Origin of the sequence: Blautia sp. 2227st1_G12_2227SCRN_220401, assembly GCF_039062885.1 — a bacterium.
In the GTDB taxonomy this organism is placed as follows: Bacteria; Bacillota; Clostridia; order Lachnospirales; family Lachnospiraceae; genus Blautia_A; species Blautia_A fusiformis.
The window spans coordinates 1-18,202 of sequence record NZ_JBCLNI010000020.1 but is presented as its reverse complement, the minus strand read 5'-3'; the positions used below and the strand labels follow the sequence as shown (position 1 = coordinate 18,202).

The following is an 18,202-nucleotide window of genomic DNA, read 5'->3' as shown; positions in this document are numbered from 1 at the left end:
CTTACAGAATATCGATATGCTCTCCTGCAAGTGCCTTGTTCATGCTTCGTACTGCGCAGAATTTACCACACATGGAGCAGGTATCATCATGCTCCGGTTTGCGCTCGTTCCAGATACGTTTTGCTGTTTCCGGATCCATGGCGCATTCCCACTGTGCCTCCCAGTCAAGCTTTCTTCTGGCATCTGCCATCTTGTCATCGATCTCACGGGCACCGCGGACACCTTTGGCAATGTCTGCTGCATGAGCTGCGATCTTGGATGCCATGATTCCCTGTTTTACGTCCTCAAGATTCGGAAGTGCAAGGTGCTCGGCCGGTGTTACATAGCAGAGGAATGCTGCTCCGGACATAGCAGCTACTGCTCCGCCGATCGCGGATGTGATGTGGTCATATCCCGGTGCAACGTCAGTTACGATAGGTCCTAATACATAGAACGGTGCACCCTGACAGATGGACTGCTGTACTTTCATATTTGCCTCAACCTGATCAAGCGGCACATGTCCCGGTCCCTCAACCATAACCTGAACGTCCTTTTCCCATGCACGTTTGGTCAGCTCGCCAAGACGTACAAGCTCCTCGATCTGGCATACGTCTGTTGCGTCAGCCAGACATCCCGGACGGCAGGCATCTCCAAGGGAGATGGTCACATCATACTCGCGGCAGATATCCAGGATTTCGTCGTAGTATTCATAGAACGGATTCTCCTCACCGGTCATGCACATCCATGCAAATACAAGAGATCCTCCTCTGGAAACGATATTCATTTTTCTCTTGTGATTACGGATCTGATCGATGGTCTTTCTTGTGATTCCACAGTGAAGAGTTACAAAGTCAACACCATCCTGTGCATGGAGTCTGACTACATCGATAAAATCTTTAGCTGTCAGCGTATCAAGATCTCTCTGATAGTGGATAACGGAATCATAAACCGGAACGGTTCCGATCATGGCCGGACACTCGGATGTCAGCTTGCGTCGGAACGGAATGGTATTTCCGTGGGAAGAAAGATCCATGATAGCATGGGCGCCCATGTTTACAGCTTCCATTACTTTCTGCATCTCTACATCGTAGTCCTTGCAGTCTCTGGATACACCAAGGTTTACATTGATCTTGGTGCGGAGCATGGAACCTACGCCCTCCGGATCGATACATTTGTGATTTTTATTTGCACAGATCGCCACCTTACCGGAGGCTACCAGCGGAAGCAGTTCCTCTGTTGTCATGCGTTCCTTCTTAGCTACGATCTCAAGCTCAGGTGTGATGATGCCTTTACGGGCTGCCTCCATCTGTGTACTGTAATTTCTCATGTAAAAAAAATCTCCTTCCATAAATTCTTTGTGTTTATACAACAAAAAACCGGCTGCTGCAACGCATACGCATCACGGCAACCGGCTCTTAATCTTACGTACTTAATGAAAATCTTCTGTACTTCTGATCTCTTCTGTACTCTCTGATCTTCTGTGTCTTTAAGAATCCTTCGTGCATATGTCCCTACGTTGGCATTATCCAAATCAGGTTATGGGTCAAGACATTTACAGTCTACTCTCAGCTCGCTTCAGCGGGCCCCCCGGTTTTCATATGTTGGGGACGTTTGTTCGTCCATGTGGCTATTATAGTATACCGGCTAAAATTTGTAAACCACAATTCTGCATTTTATGACTTTTTCTTTCGACATAATCTGCCATTTTATCTCTCAAACTCCCCGGGATCTTTCTTTACAGACATTCTTCCACAGCTTTGCTGTTCCCCGTCAGGAGGATATCCGCAATCCGCATTCACTGCTTATTGCTTTTCGCAATTACAGCAGTCGATTTCCCTGATCCGGTCAATCTCTGCAAGGTTTTCTGCACCTGCACGGCGGATCCCCGCAAAAATGGAACCCGCAATATTGTGCCATACACTGAAGATCGCGCCCGGAAGTGTTGCAAGCGGATTGGCTGCAAAATTAGCTGCTGCCAGTGAGACAGCAAGGCCACTGTTCTGCATGCCTACCTCTATAGCTATAGCTGTTGTTCTGGAATACTCCACATGGAAGATTTTTGCAGCCAGAAATCCCAGCATCATACCACAGAAATTGTGGATCGCCACTACTCCAAGCACCAGAACTCCACAGCTTACGATCTTCTCTGCATTTACAGCCACAATTCCTCCGATGATCATAACAATAGCTACAACCGACACCAGCGGCATAACATCGGATACCTTATCCACATGCTCTCCCGCAAGGCTCCGAAGAAAAACTCCCAGGAGAACCGGGATCAGAATTACCTTTACCACAGAAAGCACCATGGCCCAGAAGGATACTTCCACCCAGGCTCCTGCCAGAACATATACAAGAAACGGTGTCATCAACGGTGCTGCCAATGTGGAAACTATGGTCATTCCCACAGAAAGCGCCACATCGCCACCTGCGATATAGGTGATCACATTGCTGGCTGTTCCGCCCGGACAGCATCCCACCAGGATCACTCCCAGCGCCAGATCTGCCGGAAGGTTCATCACTTTACACAGAAGCCAAGCGATCACCGGCATAATGGTATACTGAGCCACTGCACCGATCACCACTTCTTTGGGTCTGGAAAAAATTGCCCGGAAGTCATCCAGCTTTATGGTCAGGCCCATACCAAACATGATCACTCCCAGAAATACTGACGTATAGTTCGTCATCCAGGAAAATCCGTCACGCCAGAAAAAAGCCAGGCAGGAAAAAGCGATGATAATGATCCCGATATATCTGGATGCAAGGCTGCTGATAATTCCGATTTTCTTTAAAACTTTCCCCATACATTATACCTCGTAGCTGAAGTTGTCGATCAATCTTGTTTTTCCGATGTAAACAGCCATTGCTACAAGAACGCTGCGGTCAGCTTTTTCCACCGGCTGCATGGTAAGTGCATCTACCATGGATACATAATCAATCTTTGCCAGAGGCTCTGCTTCGATCACTGCTCGCATTTTTCCGAGAAGCTCTTCTGCCGGGATTCCTGCGTGAATGGCTTCCTGTCCGGCTTTTACTGCCTTTGACAGGCAAAGAGCTGCTTTTCTCTCTTCAGGGCTTAAGTATGTATTTCTGGAGGATTTTGCAAGTCCGTCCTCCTCACGGATGATCGGACAGCCTACGATCTCAATATCGAAGTTCAGATCACGCACCATCTTGCGGATGATGGCCAGCTGCTGTGCGTCTTTCTGTCCGAAATATGCTCTGTCCGGTGCCACAATGTGGAACAGCTTGGTCACAACGGTACACACACCTTTGAAATGGATCGGACGTGTTTTTCCGCAAAGTGTCTCTGACAGAGTATCTATACTTACAAATGCGTGGGGATCATGATACATCTCGGAAGGCTCCGGGCAGAAGATCAGGTCTGCTCCCAGGCTTTCGCAGAGTTTGCTGTCACGCTCAAAGTCTCTCGGGTAGGCTTCCAGATCCTCGGTAGGACCGAACTGTGTAGGATTGACGAAATCGGATACCACTACGATATCATTCTGCTCTCTGCATTTTTTGATCAGGCTTGCGTGTCCCTCATGGAGAAATCCCATGGTTGGCACAAGGCCTACTGTTTTTCCTTCTTTTTTCCACGCTTTAATCTGTTTTCTTGTTTCTTCTACTGTTTTTGTTACCTGCATTGTGCTCTCCTCTTTTCCGGTTCCGAAACCGGTTTTCTTAATAGATTCGAGATAGCCTCTTTTCTGAATTCACCTTCGTCTTATTATCTTCCTGATCTGCGTCAGGCCATATCCTTCAGCAGTCCGTGTTTCTCATAATTGGTCACTCTGCTGATCCTGTTCTCTTCATCTACAAATACAACTGCAGGCTTGTGAGTACGGGCTTCTTCCTGCTCGTACTGTGCGTAAGCCATGATGATGATCTTGTCACCGGTGCTTACACATCTTGCTGCTGCTCCGTTCAGGCAGATCATACCGCTTCCGCGTTCTCCACAAATGGTGTATGTCTCGAAACGGCTGCCGTTGTTCACATCTACGATCTGGACCTTCTCATATTCCAGTATCCCGGCAGCTTCCAGCAGTTCCTCATCCACAGTGATACTTCCTACATAATCCAGTTCCGCCTGGACAACGGTTGCTCTGTGGATCTTTCCTTTTAACATCTCTATTGTCATCTTATATAAGTCCTTTCCTGCAGGGAATAACTTTCAAGTGGATAAAAACATCCGCTTCCGTATTTAATAAAAAAACGTCTCGGGGTACACTTCGACCCTGAAACGCTTCTGATTGATTCCCTGTATATTGAGTCCTGTTTTTTATACACGAAAAGCATGCTCTTCAACAGTTGCTCAAAATTCCCATAACTGTTGTAACGCCTTCGTTATCATCGATACAGGCTCGTATCTTTTATAATTTTCATATATCCGTCCGTTCCCGATCCCGGGTTCCGGCTGGCTATTTTTATATAAGATTCCAGTGATTTCAGCCAGAGTATAGTTTTGAGTCCAAATACTATCTCTGTGGGGTATTATTGCACCCCGACACTGGTTTGTCAATAATTTTCATATTCTCTATTATCGTGAATGGCAGTAATAATCTCAAAACCAGTTACTTTCACCAAAAAAGCCCTCCCACACAGCAATTTCTCTGCCATGTGAAAGGGCTTTAGCTTTCTTCCTTTATGCACATTATTTATGGATATGCACATCCAGCTGATTATAAGGAATCTCAATTCCATAATAATCAAAATCTTCCTTGATCCTCTGGTTCAATCTCCATCTGGCTGCCCAGTAGCGGTCGGTATCTACCCAGACACGAAAGCCCATGATCACAGAGCTTTCTGCCAGCTCGTCTACGAATACCACCATCTCTTCGTCTTCTCTTGTATCCGGATCCTCGGTGAGGATATCTTCCAGGATATCCTTGGCCTTCTGGATATCTGCATTGTAAGAGATCCCCACTTTGATCTCCAGCCTTCGCTGATCCCTTGCTGTTACGTTGGTGATGGTCACATTGGAAAGAGTACCGTTCGGGATCACGATGTGCTTGTTATCAATGGATAACAGCGTTGTATAACAGATCTCGACCTTGGCTACCGTTCCCTCGCTTCCGTCCTGTCCGTTAACGATGATGTAATCCCCTACCTGGAAAGGCTTGAACAGAAGAAGCATCATACCTCCTGCCAGGTTGGCAAGTCCGCCCTGGAGGGCAAGACCCATAGTAACACCTGCAGTTCCGAGAAGTGCTGCCAGAGATGATTCCTTTACTCCAAAACTTGTGGATATGTTAAAGATCAGGAGTATGTAAAGTATGATCTTGACCAGTGAGGACATGAACTGTGCCACTCCTGTATCCAGCCTGGATTTTGTCAGTGATTTCCTCACAAACTTTACGATCCATTTAATTACCGTGCTTCCTACCCAGAAAGCAACAATAGCCAGAACAACCTTGATTCCGAATTTCGTGATGTCCGGCAGATAATTTTCAAACATCTGCCTGTACTGGCTTACCTGATTTCCGACCTCCTGCACGGTCTGTACAGTACTATCCAAATATAATCCCTGCTACTAAAAACATATACATATGTGTATATGCTAGATGATTTACTACAATCTCACGATTTGTAGTTACTGCTTCAACGTATATGCTTTTGATGATATAAATATCAATCTACTCACAAGTTCTTGTACACTCCACAGTCGTAAATTCCCGACTAAGCCATCGGTACATATCTGTATAGTCTTGTATATGACATTATACAGACTTCATCTAAATAGCTTTTCCTTTCTTAATATTTGTTTTTCTTTGCTACTTGGTTTTCGTAGACTTATACCATTACTCAATTACAACCATCAAGGTTCTACCCTATAGTTAGCAAGGCTGTTTCAACTTGCACTGGTTCATTTCCTGTAATTCCAGTAGTTTTAAGTTACCAACTAGTGTTTTGGATTTTAAACACCTTTGAGTGTATTTACTCACATTTGTTGACATTTCTGATTACATATGTATCCCTCTTGTCTGATCGATCATTCGATATACATATGCGGATCGATCTATGTATTCCTGATGTAAACATTCCCTATAATCCGCATCTGGTAATATAATAATACAGCAGTGGTTTTTCCCTGTAAACCTGATTTCTCCGGTTCTATAAAGTATAGGGTATAAACCACTGCTGTATTTCTGTTATAGCTTTATTGTATATCTGTCCGGTAATCCGCCGCAGAATGCTGCTGAATATACATTACTGTTCACTCTGTTCTCAGTAACACGCCTGGCGATGCACAGAATTTATGCTGATCGCATAAATTCGCGCGGTATGTCTCGGATTTTCTCTTTATTTACTGATTCCCTTCATGGAAAGGCTGATACGTTTTTTCTTCATATCAACCCCAAGAACACGGACATCCACGATATCTCCCACACTGACTGCTTCCAGCGGATGTTTGATGAATTTCTCGCTCATCTCGGAAATATGGACCAGGCCATCCTGATGCACACCGATATCCACAAAAGCACCGAAGTCAATAACATTGCGGACAGTTCCCTTGAGGACCATGCCTTCTTTCAGGTCCTTCATATCCAGGACATCGGTACGGAGGATCGGTTTCGGCATCTCGTCACGTGGATCTCTGGCAGGTTTTTCCAGTTCCTTTACGATATCACGTAAGGTTGGCTCTCCGATCTCCAGCTCCTTTGCCAGTTTTCCGTAATCGCGGATCTGTCTGGAAATACCGGTAAGCTTACGCTCTGCCACATCTTCCGGTGTGTAGCCCAGCTTTTCCAGGAGTTTTTTTGCTGCGTCATAGCTTTCCGGATGGACACTGGTTGCGTCCAGAGGATTTTTGCCTCCTGTGATCCGTGTGAAACCTGCACACTGCTCAAAGGCTTTCGGACCAAGCTTGGCAACCTTAAGAAGCTCTCTTCTTGTCTGGAAACGGCCGTTTTCCTCACGGTAGGCTACGATATTCTTTGCGATGGCCTTGCTGATTCCGGAAATATACTCCAGAAGGGATGCAGATGCAGTATTCAGATCCACTCCGACCTTGTTTACACAATCTTCCACAACGCCGTTAAGGGCTTCTCCCAGCTTTTTCTGGTTCATATCATGCTGATACTGACCGACACCGATGGATTTCGGATCGATCTTTACAAGCTCTGCAAGCGGATCCTGTACACGTCTTGCGATGGATGCGGCGCTTCTCTGTCCAACATCGAAATTCGGGAATTCTTCCGTAGCAAGCTTGCTTGCGGAATATACAGAAGCACCTGCCTCGTTGGTGATAACATACTGGACCTTTTCAGGGATTTCCTTAAGAAGCTCCACGATGATCTGCTCGGATTCTCTGGATGCCGTTCCGTTTCCTACAGAGATCAGTGTCACATGATATTTGCTGATAAGATTTTTCAGGGTTTCCTTTGCGGCACGGATCTTGGTCTCATTGGTTGGTGCTGTGGGATAAATAACTGTGGTATCCAGAACCTTTCCGGTAGGATCTACCACTGCCAGCTTGCATCCGGTACGGAAGGCAGGGTCCCAGCCAAGAACTACCTGTCCTGCAATTGGAGGCTGCATGAGAAGCTGCTCCAGATTTTTGCCAAAGACATGGATGGCACCGTCCTCTGCTGCCTCTGTAAGGGCGCTTCGGATCTCACGCTCAATAGCCGGTCCGATGAGACGTTTATAGCTGTCCTCAATGGCTTCTTTCAGAACCGGTGTAGTGTATGGATTATCGCGGACGATCACCTGTTTTTCAAGATAACGGATGATCTCTTCCTCAGGTGCAAGGATCTTCACAGTAAGAAATTTCTCTTTCTCACCACGGTTCAGAGCAAGGACACGATGACCTGCAAGCTTTTTCACCGGCTCCTCAAAGTCATAATACATCTCGTATACAGACTGCTCCTTCTCATCTCTTGCGGTGGAACATATAGTTCCCTTATCCATTGTTCTCTTACGGATACTGATACGATAATCTGCTTCATCAGAAATATGTTCTGCAATGATATCTCTGGCACCGCTGATGGCCTCTTCCACAGTTTTGACTTCTTTTTCCTCAGAAAGAAATGCTTTTGCCTCTTCTTCAAGAGGTTTCTTCGTCATCTGGAGAAGGATGATGTCGGCCAGAGGTCCCAGACCTTTTTCCCTGGCGATGATGGCACGTGTACGGCGCTTCGGGCGGTACGGACGGTAAAGATCCTCTACCACAACGAGTGTCTGCGCTGCCTCGATCTGTTTCTTCAGCTCCGGAGTCAGCTTGCCCTGCTCCTCGATGCTGCCCAGAACCTGAGCCTTTTTATCCTCAAGATTTCTTAAATAAGTAAGTCTCTCATTAAGATTACGAAGCTGTTCATCGTTCAGTGTACCGGTTGCTTCCTTACGGTATCTGGAAATAAAAGGAATGGTGCAGCCTTCATCGATCAGCTTAACCGCTGCCTCGACCTGCCATTTCTCAACGTTCAATTCTCTGGTAATTACCTGAATAATATCCATTTTTATCTTTCTCCCGTTGTTTCAAATTTGCCTGAGGCTGCTTTTTCCTCTTTACACAGCTTCTGACATTTATCAAAGATCAATCTGTGCGATCACGTCCTTCAGAGCATTGGCGCTTGCATGAAGCTTCTCTGTCTCCTCCTCGGTCAGCGGAACACGAACGATACGTTTTACACCTTCCGGTCCGATAGAAGCCATGGTACTAAGACATACGTCTTCAACACCGTACTCTCCGTGAAGCATGGTTGATACACTGACTATTGTATCAGATGCTGCAAGAAGAAGCGAGCAAAGTCTGCAAACAGATACGGCTACCGCATAAAATGTAGCACCCTTCTTGGCGATCACAGTTGATCCTGAAGTATGAACATACTCCAGAACCTCTTCTCTGTCAAGTGGTTGCAGATCTTTCTGATCCTCATGAACGATCTTGTCAAACTCATCAAGGGTCGCACCTGCAACAAAGGCTCTGGACCACGGTACAAAGGAAGTATCTCCATGCTCTCCGAATACATAGGCGTGGATGTTTTTCTCAGATACACCGTAGTGCTGAGAAAGTCTGCAGCGGAGACGGGCCGTATCCAGGGCGGTTCCGGAACCAAGGATCTGATTTTCCGGCAGTCCGGAAAGCTTTGCAAATGCATAAGTCATAATATCACATGGATTACTTACGATAATATAAAGCGCTTTGGGAGCCACCTTTACGATCTCCGGAGTAATACTCTTCATAATGTTGACGTTGGTCTGTGTCAGCTCGATGCGAGTCTGTCCCGGTTTTCTGGCAATACCGGAAGTGATGATCACAATGTCAGAATCTACAGCATCCGGGTAATCTCCTGCCACGATGGAGATCGGCTCACGGAAACTGGTTCCCTGCTCAATATCCATAACCTCACCTTCAGCCTTATCTTTGTTAATATCGATCAGAACAATCTCTGATGCAATACTCCTCTGTGATAAGGTATAAGCGATAGTTGCTCCTACACTTCCTGCTCCGATGATCGTAATTTTACTGCTCATATTTGTTCTCCTTTCAGCGTTGTTTGTCATTTTAATAACAACTTTAATTACACACATTCAAACATAACATAAAACATTGCCCTGTGCAATAAAAATTTTATTGTATTTCTCAGGTTAATTCCCGCTAATTTGTATTTCAAATTATTTAAACCGATTATATTTTCTGATATTTTCCCTATTATTCTGTATACATTCCTGTTATTTTTTTATCGATTTATAGAAGCAATTTCAGAAACCTAGCAAAAAACCTCTGAACTTCAAAAAAAATCAAGAAGTCCAGAGGTTTCTTTCACCTCTTATTATTGGCTTAGATTCAGATGTTTATAGCTGCTCCAACGTTCACCCGGTTAATTCTTTGCCTGGGTAAGGGCTTTTTGTGCAGCGTCCAGGATCCCTTCGGAAGAATATGTGGCTCCGCTGACAGTATCGATTCCATCCGCCGACTGGTTTGCCATGATCTGAGAATAGATCGTGCTCCATGCAGGATCAAAAAATTCCGGTGTATCCTGATTTGTCTGCTCAATGGATACGATCTGGCCTCCTGAGATCGTAATTATCAGATATGTTTTTCCTCCATATCCAAAAGCCGAGCCTGTATACGTTCCATCTCTGTACATTCCCACCGGTTCCGGTGCTTCCGTTGGCTCCGGTGTTGCATCCGGCTCATCTGTCCCTGGTGTTGGAGTTACATTGGGTTTTTCAGGAACCGGCGTCACATCCGGGTCGTCCGGCTCCGGCGTCGGGGTTGCTGCCGGCGTCTCTGTTGGCTTCGGTGTGGCTGTTGGTTTCGGCGTTGCCGTAGGTTTCGGTGTGGCTGTTGGCTTTGGTGTCGGTTTCTTTGTCGGAGTTGGTGTCGGTTTCTTTCCATACTCCGGATTGATCGCTTCTTTAAGAGCTTTTTTTACAGCGTTGAGAATTCCGTTGGAGGAATAGGTTGCTCCGCTGACTGCATCAATATCATCTACAGAATCCGTACCAATGATCTGTTCCTCCAGCACGCTCCATGCTTTTTCAAAAAACTGCTCCGTGTCCGTATTTTCCTGTTTCAGAGCTTGGATCACTCCATCCTTGATGGTCACAATTACTTTCACGTCTCCATTGAAGCCCTTTGCCGAAGCTGTATATTTACCATCCAGATATTTTTGGGGACTGTCCGGATCTTCCGGTTTCTTTGTAGGAGATGGTTTTTTTGTAGGTGACGGAGCTGATGTCGGAGTTGGTAAAGCAGTTGCTGCAGGTGTAGGGGTGACCTGCTGGCTGTTTCCATCTGCCGCTGCCTGGGAGAGGGCATTCTGAACTGCCTGGATGATTCCGTTGGAGGAATAGGTTGCTCCACTTACTGCATCTACATTCGGTGTATTTCCGGCGATCATCCTGCTGATCACACCCTGAGCTGACGCAAAATACGACGCGGTTTCTCCAGATGCCTCCAGAATATCTATAGCCGCAATCTTTCCACCGCTGATTGTTACTCTCACGCGAATCGTCCCGCCAAATCCGGTTCCGCTTCCTTCATACGTACCGTCCTTATATCCATCTGCCGGAACGCTTGCTACCGGTGTCTGCGTGGTTCCCTGTCCTGCGGCGCCGGAATTGCTTTTTGCAGATTCGGAAACCGTTCTTGTACCTGAGCTTTTTTTCGCTGCTGTTTTTTTTGCACTTTTTTTCGATGAGCTTTTCTTTTTTGTTGTACTGTTTTTCTCAGCTGTGGCAGTTGTGCTGTCAAAAACAGTATTTTCTTTTTCATACCCGAGATATTTTTCCAGCTCTGAAGCAGACATTACGGTCGTCTCTGCTTGCCCGACTGCTTCTGTCTCTCCATCAGAGCCCTTCGCCTTTATGCCTGAAAACACAAGCGCCGCAATCACAGCAGCTGCAGGGACCAGCTTGGTCCAGGGTATCTTCGGAGTATTTTTTTCCTCCTGCTTTTTATCTTTCAGATCTTTTTCCATGCTTCCTTACTCTCTCCTCTTTTCTTGCGGCCTCTGTCAGACATTGTTCTTCAGAAATCAGCAGACCTCTGCCGCAGACATTGCTCTATGTCTACGGCAGAGGCTCCCGGATATCTGTGCTCACATTCGGTTCAACAGTGAAATTATTTAACTGTTACCACAAATTTCTTTGTAATTCCGTTGCATTTCACTATGATCGTTGCTTTACCTTTTTTGATTCCCTTTACAACACCCTTGCTGTTTACAGCTGCAACTTTTTTATTGCTGCTTGTATATGTAACCTTGCCTGCAGGTGTTGCTTTGGATCTGATGGTTGTTGTTTTACCTTTTTTGATCGTTGCAGAAGATTTTACAAGACTGAATGCAGGATTCTTGACAACTACTTTGCAGGTTGTCTTCAGGGCTCCTGCCTTTGCTGTAATCGTAACGGTTCCTGCTTTGATTCCTTTTACAACACCTGTTTTACTGTTTACGGTTGCAACCTTTGTGTTGCTGCTTGTGTATTTTACAGTTGCAGATGGTGTTGCAGTTGCTTTTACAGTTGCTGTTTTTCCTTTGTAGATCGTTACGGAAGCCTTTGCAAATTTAATTGTAGAAGCTTTTATTGTTACCTTGCAGGTTGCTGTGGCATTTCCGACCTTTGCTGTGATAACTGCTGTTCCGGCTTTTACGCCTTTAACAACACCCTTGCTGCTTACTGTTGCAACCTTTGTGTTGCCGGACTTAAATGTCACTGTTGCATCGCTGTCATTTGTTGTTGCCTTAAGAGTCGTTGTTTTTCCTGTATATACAGCTGCTGCTGTCTTATCAAGTGTAACTGTTACCTTCTGAAGCTCTTTCTCTGCTCCCTGAAGATGTTCAAGTGCTTCATTTACCTCAGCCTGACTTGCATCTGTTTTTGCAAGAATGTCTTCTGCTTCCTGAAGCTCACCGGCAAAGGACTTCCAGGTTGCAATTGTGTAATCTGCCTCTGCCAGAGCCTTTGCAGCTTCCACTTCTGTTTTAAGACTTGTAAAATCAGTCGGCTCCATTGTAGGATTTACGATATTCTCTGCAGTTGCCTGGAAGCTGTAGGTATAGTCATTATATCCAAGAGCATACACTGTCAGTTTCCAGTATCCTGTTCCGTCTGTTCCTCCCGGAAGCTTGCAGCGTGCAGATTTTGTAAGTCCAAGCTGGATTCCCATTGCTTTATGCATCCAGTTATCTGCGGCAAACTTGGTTCCATAAGAAGCGAGGCATTTCGTATATGTGGAATCATCTCCATAATAATCCCAGCGTACAGCCTGCATATTTGCACCAAGATCGCCATAATTTCCATTGAGATCCACACGGAGAAATTCGCCGTAGCTTCCGCTTGCTGCTTTTACACTCGGCTTGATCTCTGTTGCTGTTTTTAACGCCTGATCCTTGATACCGGAAGCTGTTCCGTCTGATTTTCTTGCTGTAAATGTAAAGCCGTCACCATTTTTCTCCGCATATTTCAGACCATTTGTCTGTGCATTTACGTCTGCCACAAGGCCTTTATAATACTGGAGATTGTTTTCACTGTATCCTCCGGAGAGCACAGCTCCATCCTGTACAACATTATACTTTTTGCAGAAATCTGCAAAATCTGCGGTCTTAACTGCTACCGGGACATATTTCAGACCATATATCTCATAATGATCCATCGTATAGGTTTTTCCATCTTCTGTTGTTATACTGCCTCTGTTCCATTTTACCTTGGAACCGTCTGTAAGATAAAGTGTGCTTCCTTTATCCTCCCAGTAGGATACGTCGAATCTGGTTCCGTCTTCAGCAATGATCGTAGCTTCTGTCTGATAGCTTCCTCTGTGGAGTCCATGATTTGCAGTCGCTCTTGTTACTGTATCAAAAGCTCCTGTATCAAACTCACTATGTGAATCCTTCTCTTCTGAAGAGCTTGTATCTCCAGCTGCATATACGCCTTCTGCTGCCCAGTACTCACCCCAGGTAAGTCCTGCATATACGTACTGATACTCGCCTGTCAGCTGGTCAGAATCGGAAAATGCTTCCGCCACTTCATCGCCTTCTGTGAAATCCTCTTCCCCTGTAGAGAACGGGTCTGCTTCCTCTGCTGTCTCATCCAGAGTCTCGACAGCTTCTGTATCTTCCTGCTGGATATCCTCTGTCTCGTCTGCAGCAGCTTCTGGTACTGCTACATCCTCTGCTGCTTCTTCTGTTATGTCTGCAGCATCCTCTATAGCTTCTTCTGCTACAGCTTCAGTATCCTCTGCCGTTTCCTCTGTGCTAAAATTCTCCGTATCTCCTGCCTCTGCCTCGGAAACCACGGCTGCATCAAGATCAGATGCCATTACAGCGGTCGGAAAGGTTGTTGCTGCCACTGCAAGACTTAAAATGCATGGAGCTGTTTTTTTCAATAGATTCCACTTCTGCATTGCTTATTCCTCCTAAAAATATGATATATTTATAGAACCCTTTCCAGGTTTACTATCGCAAGTACTGCGGATATGAGCATTCCCCTCTGCCAAACAGTCATAAACCGGATCGCCGGGAGATCAGCTTCACTCTGCAATATCCTCCACACTATAGGAATCCGCAAGCAGGCTGAACCGCTCCTTCATCCCCTCAGTGAGATACACATGATGGTCTTCATCCACAAAAAGTCCGTCTGCACCGTAAGCTTTCAACAGCTGTGTCCCTTTTTCCACCCCCAGCACAAAACATGCTGTGGAAAGCGCATCTGCCTCCAGACCTGAGTCACAGACTACCGTTACCCCGGTCACTCCGCTTTCTGCCGGATAGCCGGTAGACGGGTCCATAATGTGGTGATACCTTACAGCATTTTCGATAAAATATTTCTCATAATCTCCGGATGTGGAAAGAAATTCTGTACCATTTAAGGCAACCACACCAAGATAGTCATCCTCATTTTCAGCTCTGGGATCTGTCACCGCCACATTCCAGGAAGAACCATCCGGCTTGCTTCCGTAGGTCATGACACTGCTTCCTCCCAGATTCATAAGTGCTGCTGTTACATCCTTCTTTGTTTCCAGTTCTTTAAGGATCAGGTCACAGCCAATACCCTTTCCCGCTGCTCCAAGATCCAGAGAACAGCCCTCCTCCATGTGGACCGTATTTCCGTCAAGAAAAATCTTCTGATATCCGGAATCCTTCAGAACATTCTTAATTTCTGCTTCTTCCGGAATTTTCTGGTTTTCCCCTCCAATATCCCACAGGCGGATCAGCTTCCCGATGGTTGGGTCAAAGGCTCCGTCAGAATCCTCTGCGATCTTCAGAAGACGTTTCAGGTATCCGGAAAGCTCGTCGGAAATCTCCGTATCTTTTCCGCTGTCTGCATTCACCTTATAGATCTGGGACTTCTCATTGGTCCAGGAAAGAAGGTTCGTCTCCACATCTGTCAGCACAGCTGTCAGCTTACTGTTTATATCGTCACCTGTGGTATAGAGTGTTTCTGATACCACAGTATCCATTGCAAAATCTGTATCGGTATATGTCTGTACATCATTTTCCGAAGCGGCCATGCACAGCACAGGAAACAACACCGCAATTCCTGTAAATGTAACTGCTGCCAGAAAAGTTTTCTTTTTCAGAGCCTGATATCTCATAGATCATTTTTCCTCAATTGTTCCAATATGAATATTTTTTCTCGGGCAGGCTGCGGCACATGCGTGACAGCAAAGACATTCGCCGGATCTGCCTGTGTCGCCGTCGATATCCAGATGAGCCGGACATCTTTTTTTACAGAGACCACATTTCGGCGGACATTTCTCACGGTTTCTCCGAAACAGTGCGCCCGGAAGGATTGGCATTAATGCAAAAACCGCTCCCATGGGACAGAGAAACTGGCAGAAAAACCTTTCCTGTGTACACATTCCCACAATGATCAGCACCAGGAGCACAATTCCCACCAGATATTTGCTGTTCGGGAGCCGTCCTGCCGTGAGCATGGAAAAAACATCCCACGGGCTGGTTCCCGTAAGCTTTCCGTATACACCTGTAAGGCAGGAAAGCAGGATCAGTGCCAGTACGATATATTTAACTTTCTGAAACCCGTGAACCATTTTTTCGGAAAGAGCCGGTTTCTTTTTTTTGTGAAAGCATTTCATCCGGATCCAGGAAAAGCCTTCATATACGGCATCTCCGAAAGATCCGAATGCACACGCATATCCGCAGAAATGTCTTCCGAAAAAGCAGGTAAAGATCAGAAGCACTGCCGTTACAGTCAGAAAGGAATTCCACTCCACCGGCTGACCGGCCGCAATGGCAAGAAAGATCGATTTGATTCCTGCAAAGGCTGTAGAAAACAGAGACGGGGCGGCAATAAAAAATGCCAGCTGTATTCCCGCACGCATCAGCCTTACCTCCCGCTGTCTTTTTTTCATGAGTTTTCCGCCTTTCCAAGTGCCGCATCCACTGCGTTCAGGATTCCTGTGGAGCTGAACGTTGCTCCGGATACGGTATCCACATCTGTACTCTGAGCACTCAGGATGGAATCGATCACGCTCTCTGCCTGTGAAAGATATGCACTGTCCTCACCTGGGGCGCTGACTACGTTGATGGATGTGATCTCATCACCGGCAAGTGTCACTTCCACCTGAATGGTCCCGCCGTATCCCTCAGCTTCTCCTGTGTAGGTTCCATCTTTATATACATTATCGGAATCTGCGGTTGCTGTGTCCTCTGCGTCTGCATCGGATACATTGCCGTCTGAAGTGTCTGTTGTTTTGTCATCACTGCTGCCTGATTCTGCAGATGCTGCCTGATTCTGCATACGATTTACATAACTCGTCTCCAGCGCACTGAGAAGTTCATTCTGCTGCTCCTGAAGTGTATCTACCTTATCTGTCAGAGCCGCGATCTCTTTTTCATTTGCCTGGGCTTTCATGCTGCTGTTATAAAAAAGTACAGCCAGGATCACCAGCAGTAAGGAGATCACTCTCATATAAAAATTCAGATTTTTCATCTCTTTTCTCCCTTGTATTTTTAACAATTCTGTAAATTGCTGCATCAGACTCACGCTATGCGAACATATATTGCTACGTCAGATGCTCTCGATCCAGTCCTGTAATCTGCGTATAACTGTCTTTTGGATAAATTATATAGTTTTTATCCATATACATAAATTAGTTTTGATTAATCTTTTTTATAAAATTAGACGATGCTAACTTACAGTTAGGTATTATATCACCTGTTTTTTTTCTTGTCTACACTTTTGTTAGTAGTTTATAACTTTTTCCAATATGAATTTTTCTGTTTTATGTCTTTTATAAAAGAAAAATCATCGCCACTCCTCCCTTTCCGTTGGGAACAGCTGTATGAATTATGGTTAGATATCATTAACTTATGTTTGCCTTTTAATTTCGATTATGATATGATTTTTCTGAATCTGTAACAGAAATGGAGATTTGTTTTGAAGAAAAAAGAATTGATTTTTATTGCCGGGATCCTGATTCTGGCGGGGGTTCTCTGGCTTGGTTTTCAGATTGCGGGGAAACGTTCCCATAATACGATCCGTATTACCGTTGACGGAAAAGAATTCGGAACCTATTCGCTTTCCCAGGACCAGATCATCCACATCGGAGACACCAATGTCTGCGAGATCAAAGATGGAAAAGTTACAATGATCGAAGCAACCTGCCCGGATCATTACTGTATGAAACAGAAGGCTGTGGACGAGCACGGCGGTTCCATCATCTGCCTTCCTAATAAGGTTGTGATAGAAGGGGAAAATACTGCAGAGGATTCGGATTCGGATAGTTCGCCTAAAATTGATGCGGTGACATAAAATTTCCGGAGAATATGCGCAATGCGTGTTCTCCGTAGAGTTTTTTCTGACAGACGGTATTCTGTCTGTGCTATTTCTGCAACGATATTCCTGCAACAAATGAAAGGATTTATTTATGAAACGAAAAACAGCTTATCTCGGATTATTTGCCGCAGTAGCGATCATTTTTGGATATGTGGAGTCTCTGGTCCCTGTATTTACAGGGATTCCGGGTATCAAGCTCGGGCTTGCAAACCTGGCGGTACTTTTTATACTGGACCGATATTCTGTAAAAGAAGCGGCTCTCGTGTCCGTTGTCAGAATCCTGGTGATCGGATTTATGTTTGGAAATCTGTTCAGTATTTTGTATAGTCTGGCTGGCGCTGCGCTTAGCCTGACTGTGATGGATCTTTTGAAAAAACATTCCGGCTTCAGTCTGATCGGAATCAGTGTGGCCGGTGGTGTCACACATAATATCGGGCAGCTGATCGTTGCCATGATCGTGGTGAGCAATACGAGTTTGATGGTTTATGCACCGGCACTGCTGGTGGCAGGAGTCCTGGCGGGGATTCTCATAGGTGGGTTGACAAAGGAGGTTGTGGGACGACTTCCTTTGAATCTATAATGAATGTGGGGGCCTTTTTTTATTATGATTTTTTTACTTTTTGAAAGTGAGGGAAATTTTGGGTGATTTGATTTTTTTGGATTATGATTTTCACTTTTTTAAGTGAGGGAAATTTGGGGTGGTTTGCTTTTTTGGGATTATAGTTTTCACTTTTTGAAAGTGGGAAATTTTGGGTGATTTGATTTTTTTGGATTATGATTTTCACTTTTTAAGTGAGGGAAATTTGGGGTGGTTTGCTTTTTTTGGATTATAGTTTTCACTTTTTGAAAGTGGGTAATTTGCGAGAAGGGGAAGCACTCATAGTTGCGAAGGCCGTCTCCAATGCCATTTAGATAGAACATTTTGTAGATGATTCTTTATGTTACATTCTGTAATGTTTTGATATTTGGAGTGCTT

The 18,202-nt window shown here is 45.3% G+C and carries 14 protein-coding genes and 1 riboswitch; of the genes, 2 read left to right on the top strand and 12 right to left on the bottom strand.

The genetic code is table 11. The annotated features are described in order from the left end of the window. Position 1: 1 nt before the first annotated feature. The 12 genes from thiC to ABCM67_RS10920 form a co-directional block, all read right to left on the bottom strand. Positions 2-1,306, bottom strand: coding sequence for a phosphomethylpyrimidine synthase ThiC (gene thiC, locus ABCM67_RS10975; RefSeq protein WP_022426187.1), 1,305 nt, complete (start codon positions 1,304-1,306; stop codon positions 2-4). A gap of 164 nt (positions 1,307-1,470) precedes the next feature. After that, positions 1,471-1,579: riboswitch (TPP riboswitch) on the bottom strand. Positions 1,580-1,781: 202 nt separating this feature from the next. Continuing rightward, the gene (locus ABCM67_RS10970) at positions 1,782-2,783 is read right to left on the bottom strand and encodes a bile acid:sodium symporter family protein (RefSeq protein WP_114001791.1); all 1,002 of its coding nucleotides are present in this window, start codon (positions 2,781-2,783) and stop codon (positions 1,782-1,784) included. A gap of 3 nt (positions 2,784-2,786) precedes the next feature. Then, entirely contained in the window at positions 2,787-3,626 is an 840-nt protein-coding gene (panC, locus tag ABCM67_RS10965; RefSeq protein WP_022426185.1) for a pantoate--beta-alanine ligase, read from the bottom strand. Between the two features lie 101 nt (positions 3,627-3,727). After that, on the bottom strand, positions 3,728-4,120 hold the full coding sequence (gene panD, locus ABCM67_RS10960) for an aspartate 1-decarboxylase (RefSeq protein WP_015526224.1): 393 nt from the start codon (positions 4,118-4,120) through the stop codon (positions 3,728-3,730). Positions 4,121-4,633: 513 nt separating this feature from the next. Further along, positions 4,634-5,497 (bottom strand): mechanosensitive ion channel family protein, encoded by an 864-nt coding sequence (locus tag ABCM67_RS10955; RefSeq protein ID WP_022426184.1) that lies wholly within the window; start codon positions 5,495-5,497, stop codon positions 4,634-4,636. A 785-nt stretch (positions 5,498-6,282) separates the two neighbouring features. Continuing rightward, entirely contained in the window at positions 6,283-8,439 is a 2,157-nt protein-coding gene (locus ABCM67_RS10950; protein WP_342992865.1) for a Tex family protein, read from the bottom strand. Between the two features lie 72 nt (positions 8,440-8,511). Then, the gene (locus tag ABCM67_RS10945; protein ID WP_015526226.1) at positions 8,512-9,459 is read right to left on the bottom strand and encodes an L-lactate dehydrogenase; all 948 of its coding nucleotides are present in this window, start codon (positions 9,457-9,459) and stop codon (positions 8,512-8,514) included. 347 nt (positions 9,460-9,806) lie between these two features. After that, entirely contained in the window at positions 9,807-11,411 is a 1,605-nt protein-coding gene (locus ABCM67_RS10940; protein ID WP_342992864.1) for an FMN-binding protein, read from the bottom strand. 143 nt (positions 11,412-11,554) lie between these two features. Further along, positions 11,555-13,831: a penicillin-binding Tp47 domain C-containing protein gene (locus ABCM67_RS10935; protein WP_147602663.1), complete on the bottom strand. Its 2,277-nt coding sequence runs from the start codon at positions 13,829-13,831 to the stop codon at positions 11,555-11,557. Between the two features lie 126 nt (positions 13,832-13,957). Then, positions 13,958-15,022, bottom strand: coding sequence for an FAD:protein FMN transferase (locus ABCM67_RS10930; protein ID WP_147602664.1), 1,065 nt, complete (start codon positions 15,020-15,022; stop codon positions 13,958-13,960). A 3-nt stretch (positions 15,023-15,025) separates the two neighbouring features. After that, positions 15,026-15,799, bottom strand: a complete 774-nt coding sequence (locus tag ABCM67_RS10925) for a 4Fe-4S binding protein (RefSeq protein ID WP_147602665.1) — start codon at positions 15,797-15,799, stop codon at positions 15,026-15,028. Next, positions 15,796-16,380, bottom strand: coding sequence for an FMN-binding protein (locus ABCM67_RS10920; protein WP_147602666.1), 585 nt, complete (start codon positions 16,378-16,380; stop codon positions 15,796-15,798). Before ABCM67_RS10920 ends, ABCM67_RS10925 begins: the two co-directional genes overlap by 4 nt. Before the next feature lie 447 nt (positions 16,381-16,827). On the opposite strand from ABCM67_RS10920, the gene ABCM67_RS10915 reads away from it, so the two are divergent. Together ABCM67_RS10915 and ABCM67_RS10910 are read left to right on the top strand one after the other, a co-directional pair. After that, positions 16,828-17,202, top strand: a complete 375-nt coding sequence (locus ABCM67_RS10915; RefSeq protein WP_147602667.1) for a NusG domain II-containing protein — start codon at positions 16,828-16,830, stop codon at positions 17,200-17,202. 115 nt (positions 17,203-17,317) lie between these two features. Further along, positions 17,318-17,806 (top strand): Gx transporter family protein, encoded by a 489-nt coding sequence (locus ABCM67_RS10910; RefSeq protein WP_147602668.1) that lies wholly within the window; start codon positions 17,318-17,320, stop codon positions 17,804-17,806. The last annotated feature ends 396 nt before the right edge of the window (positions 17,807-18,202 follow it).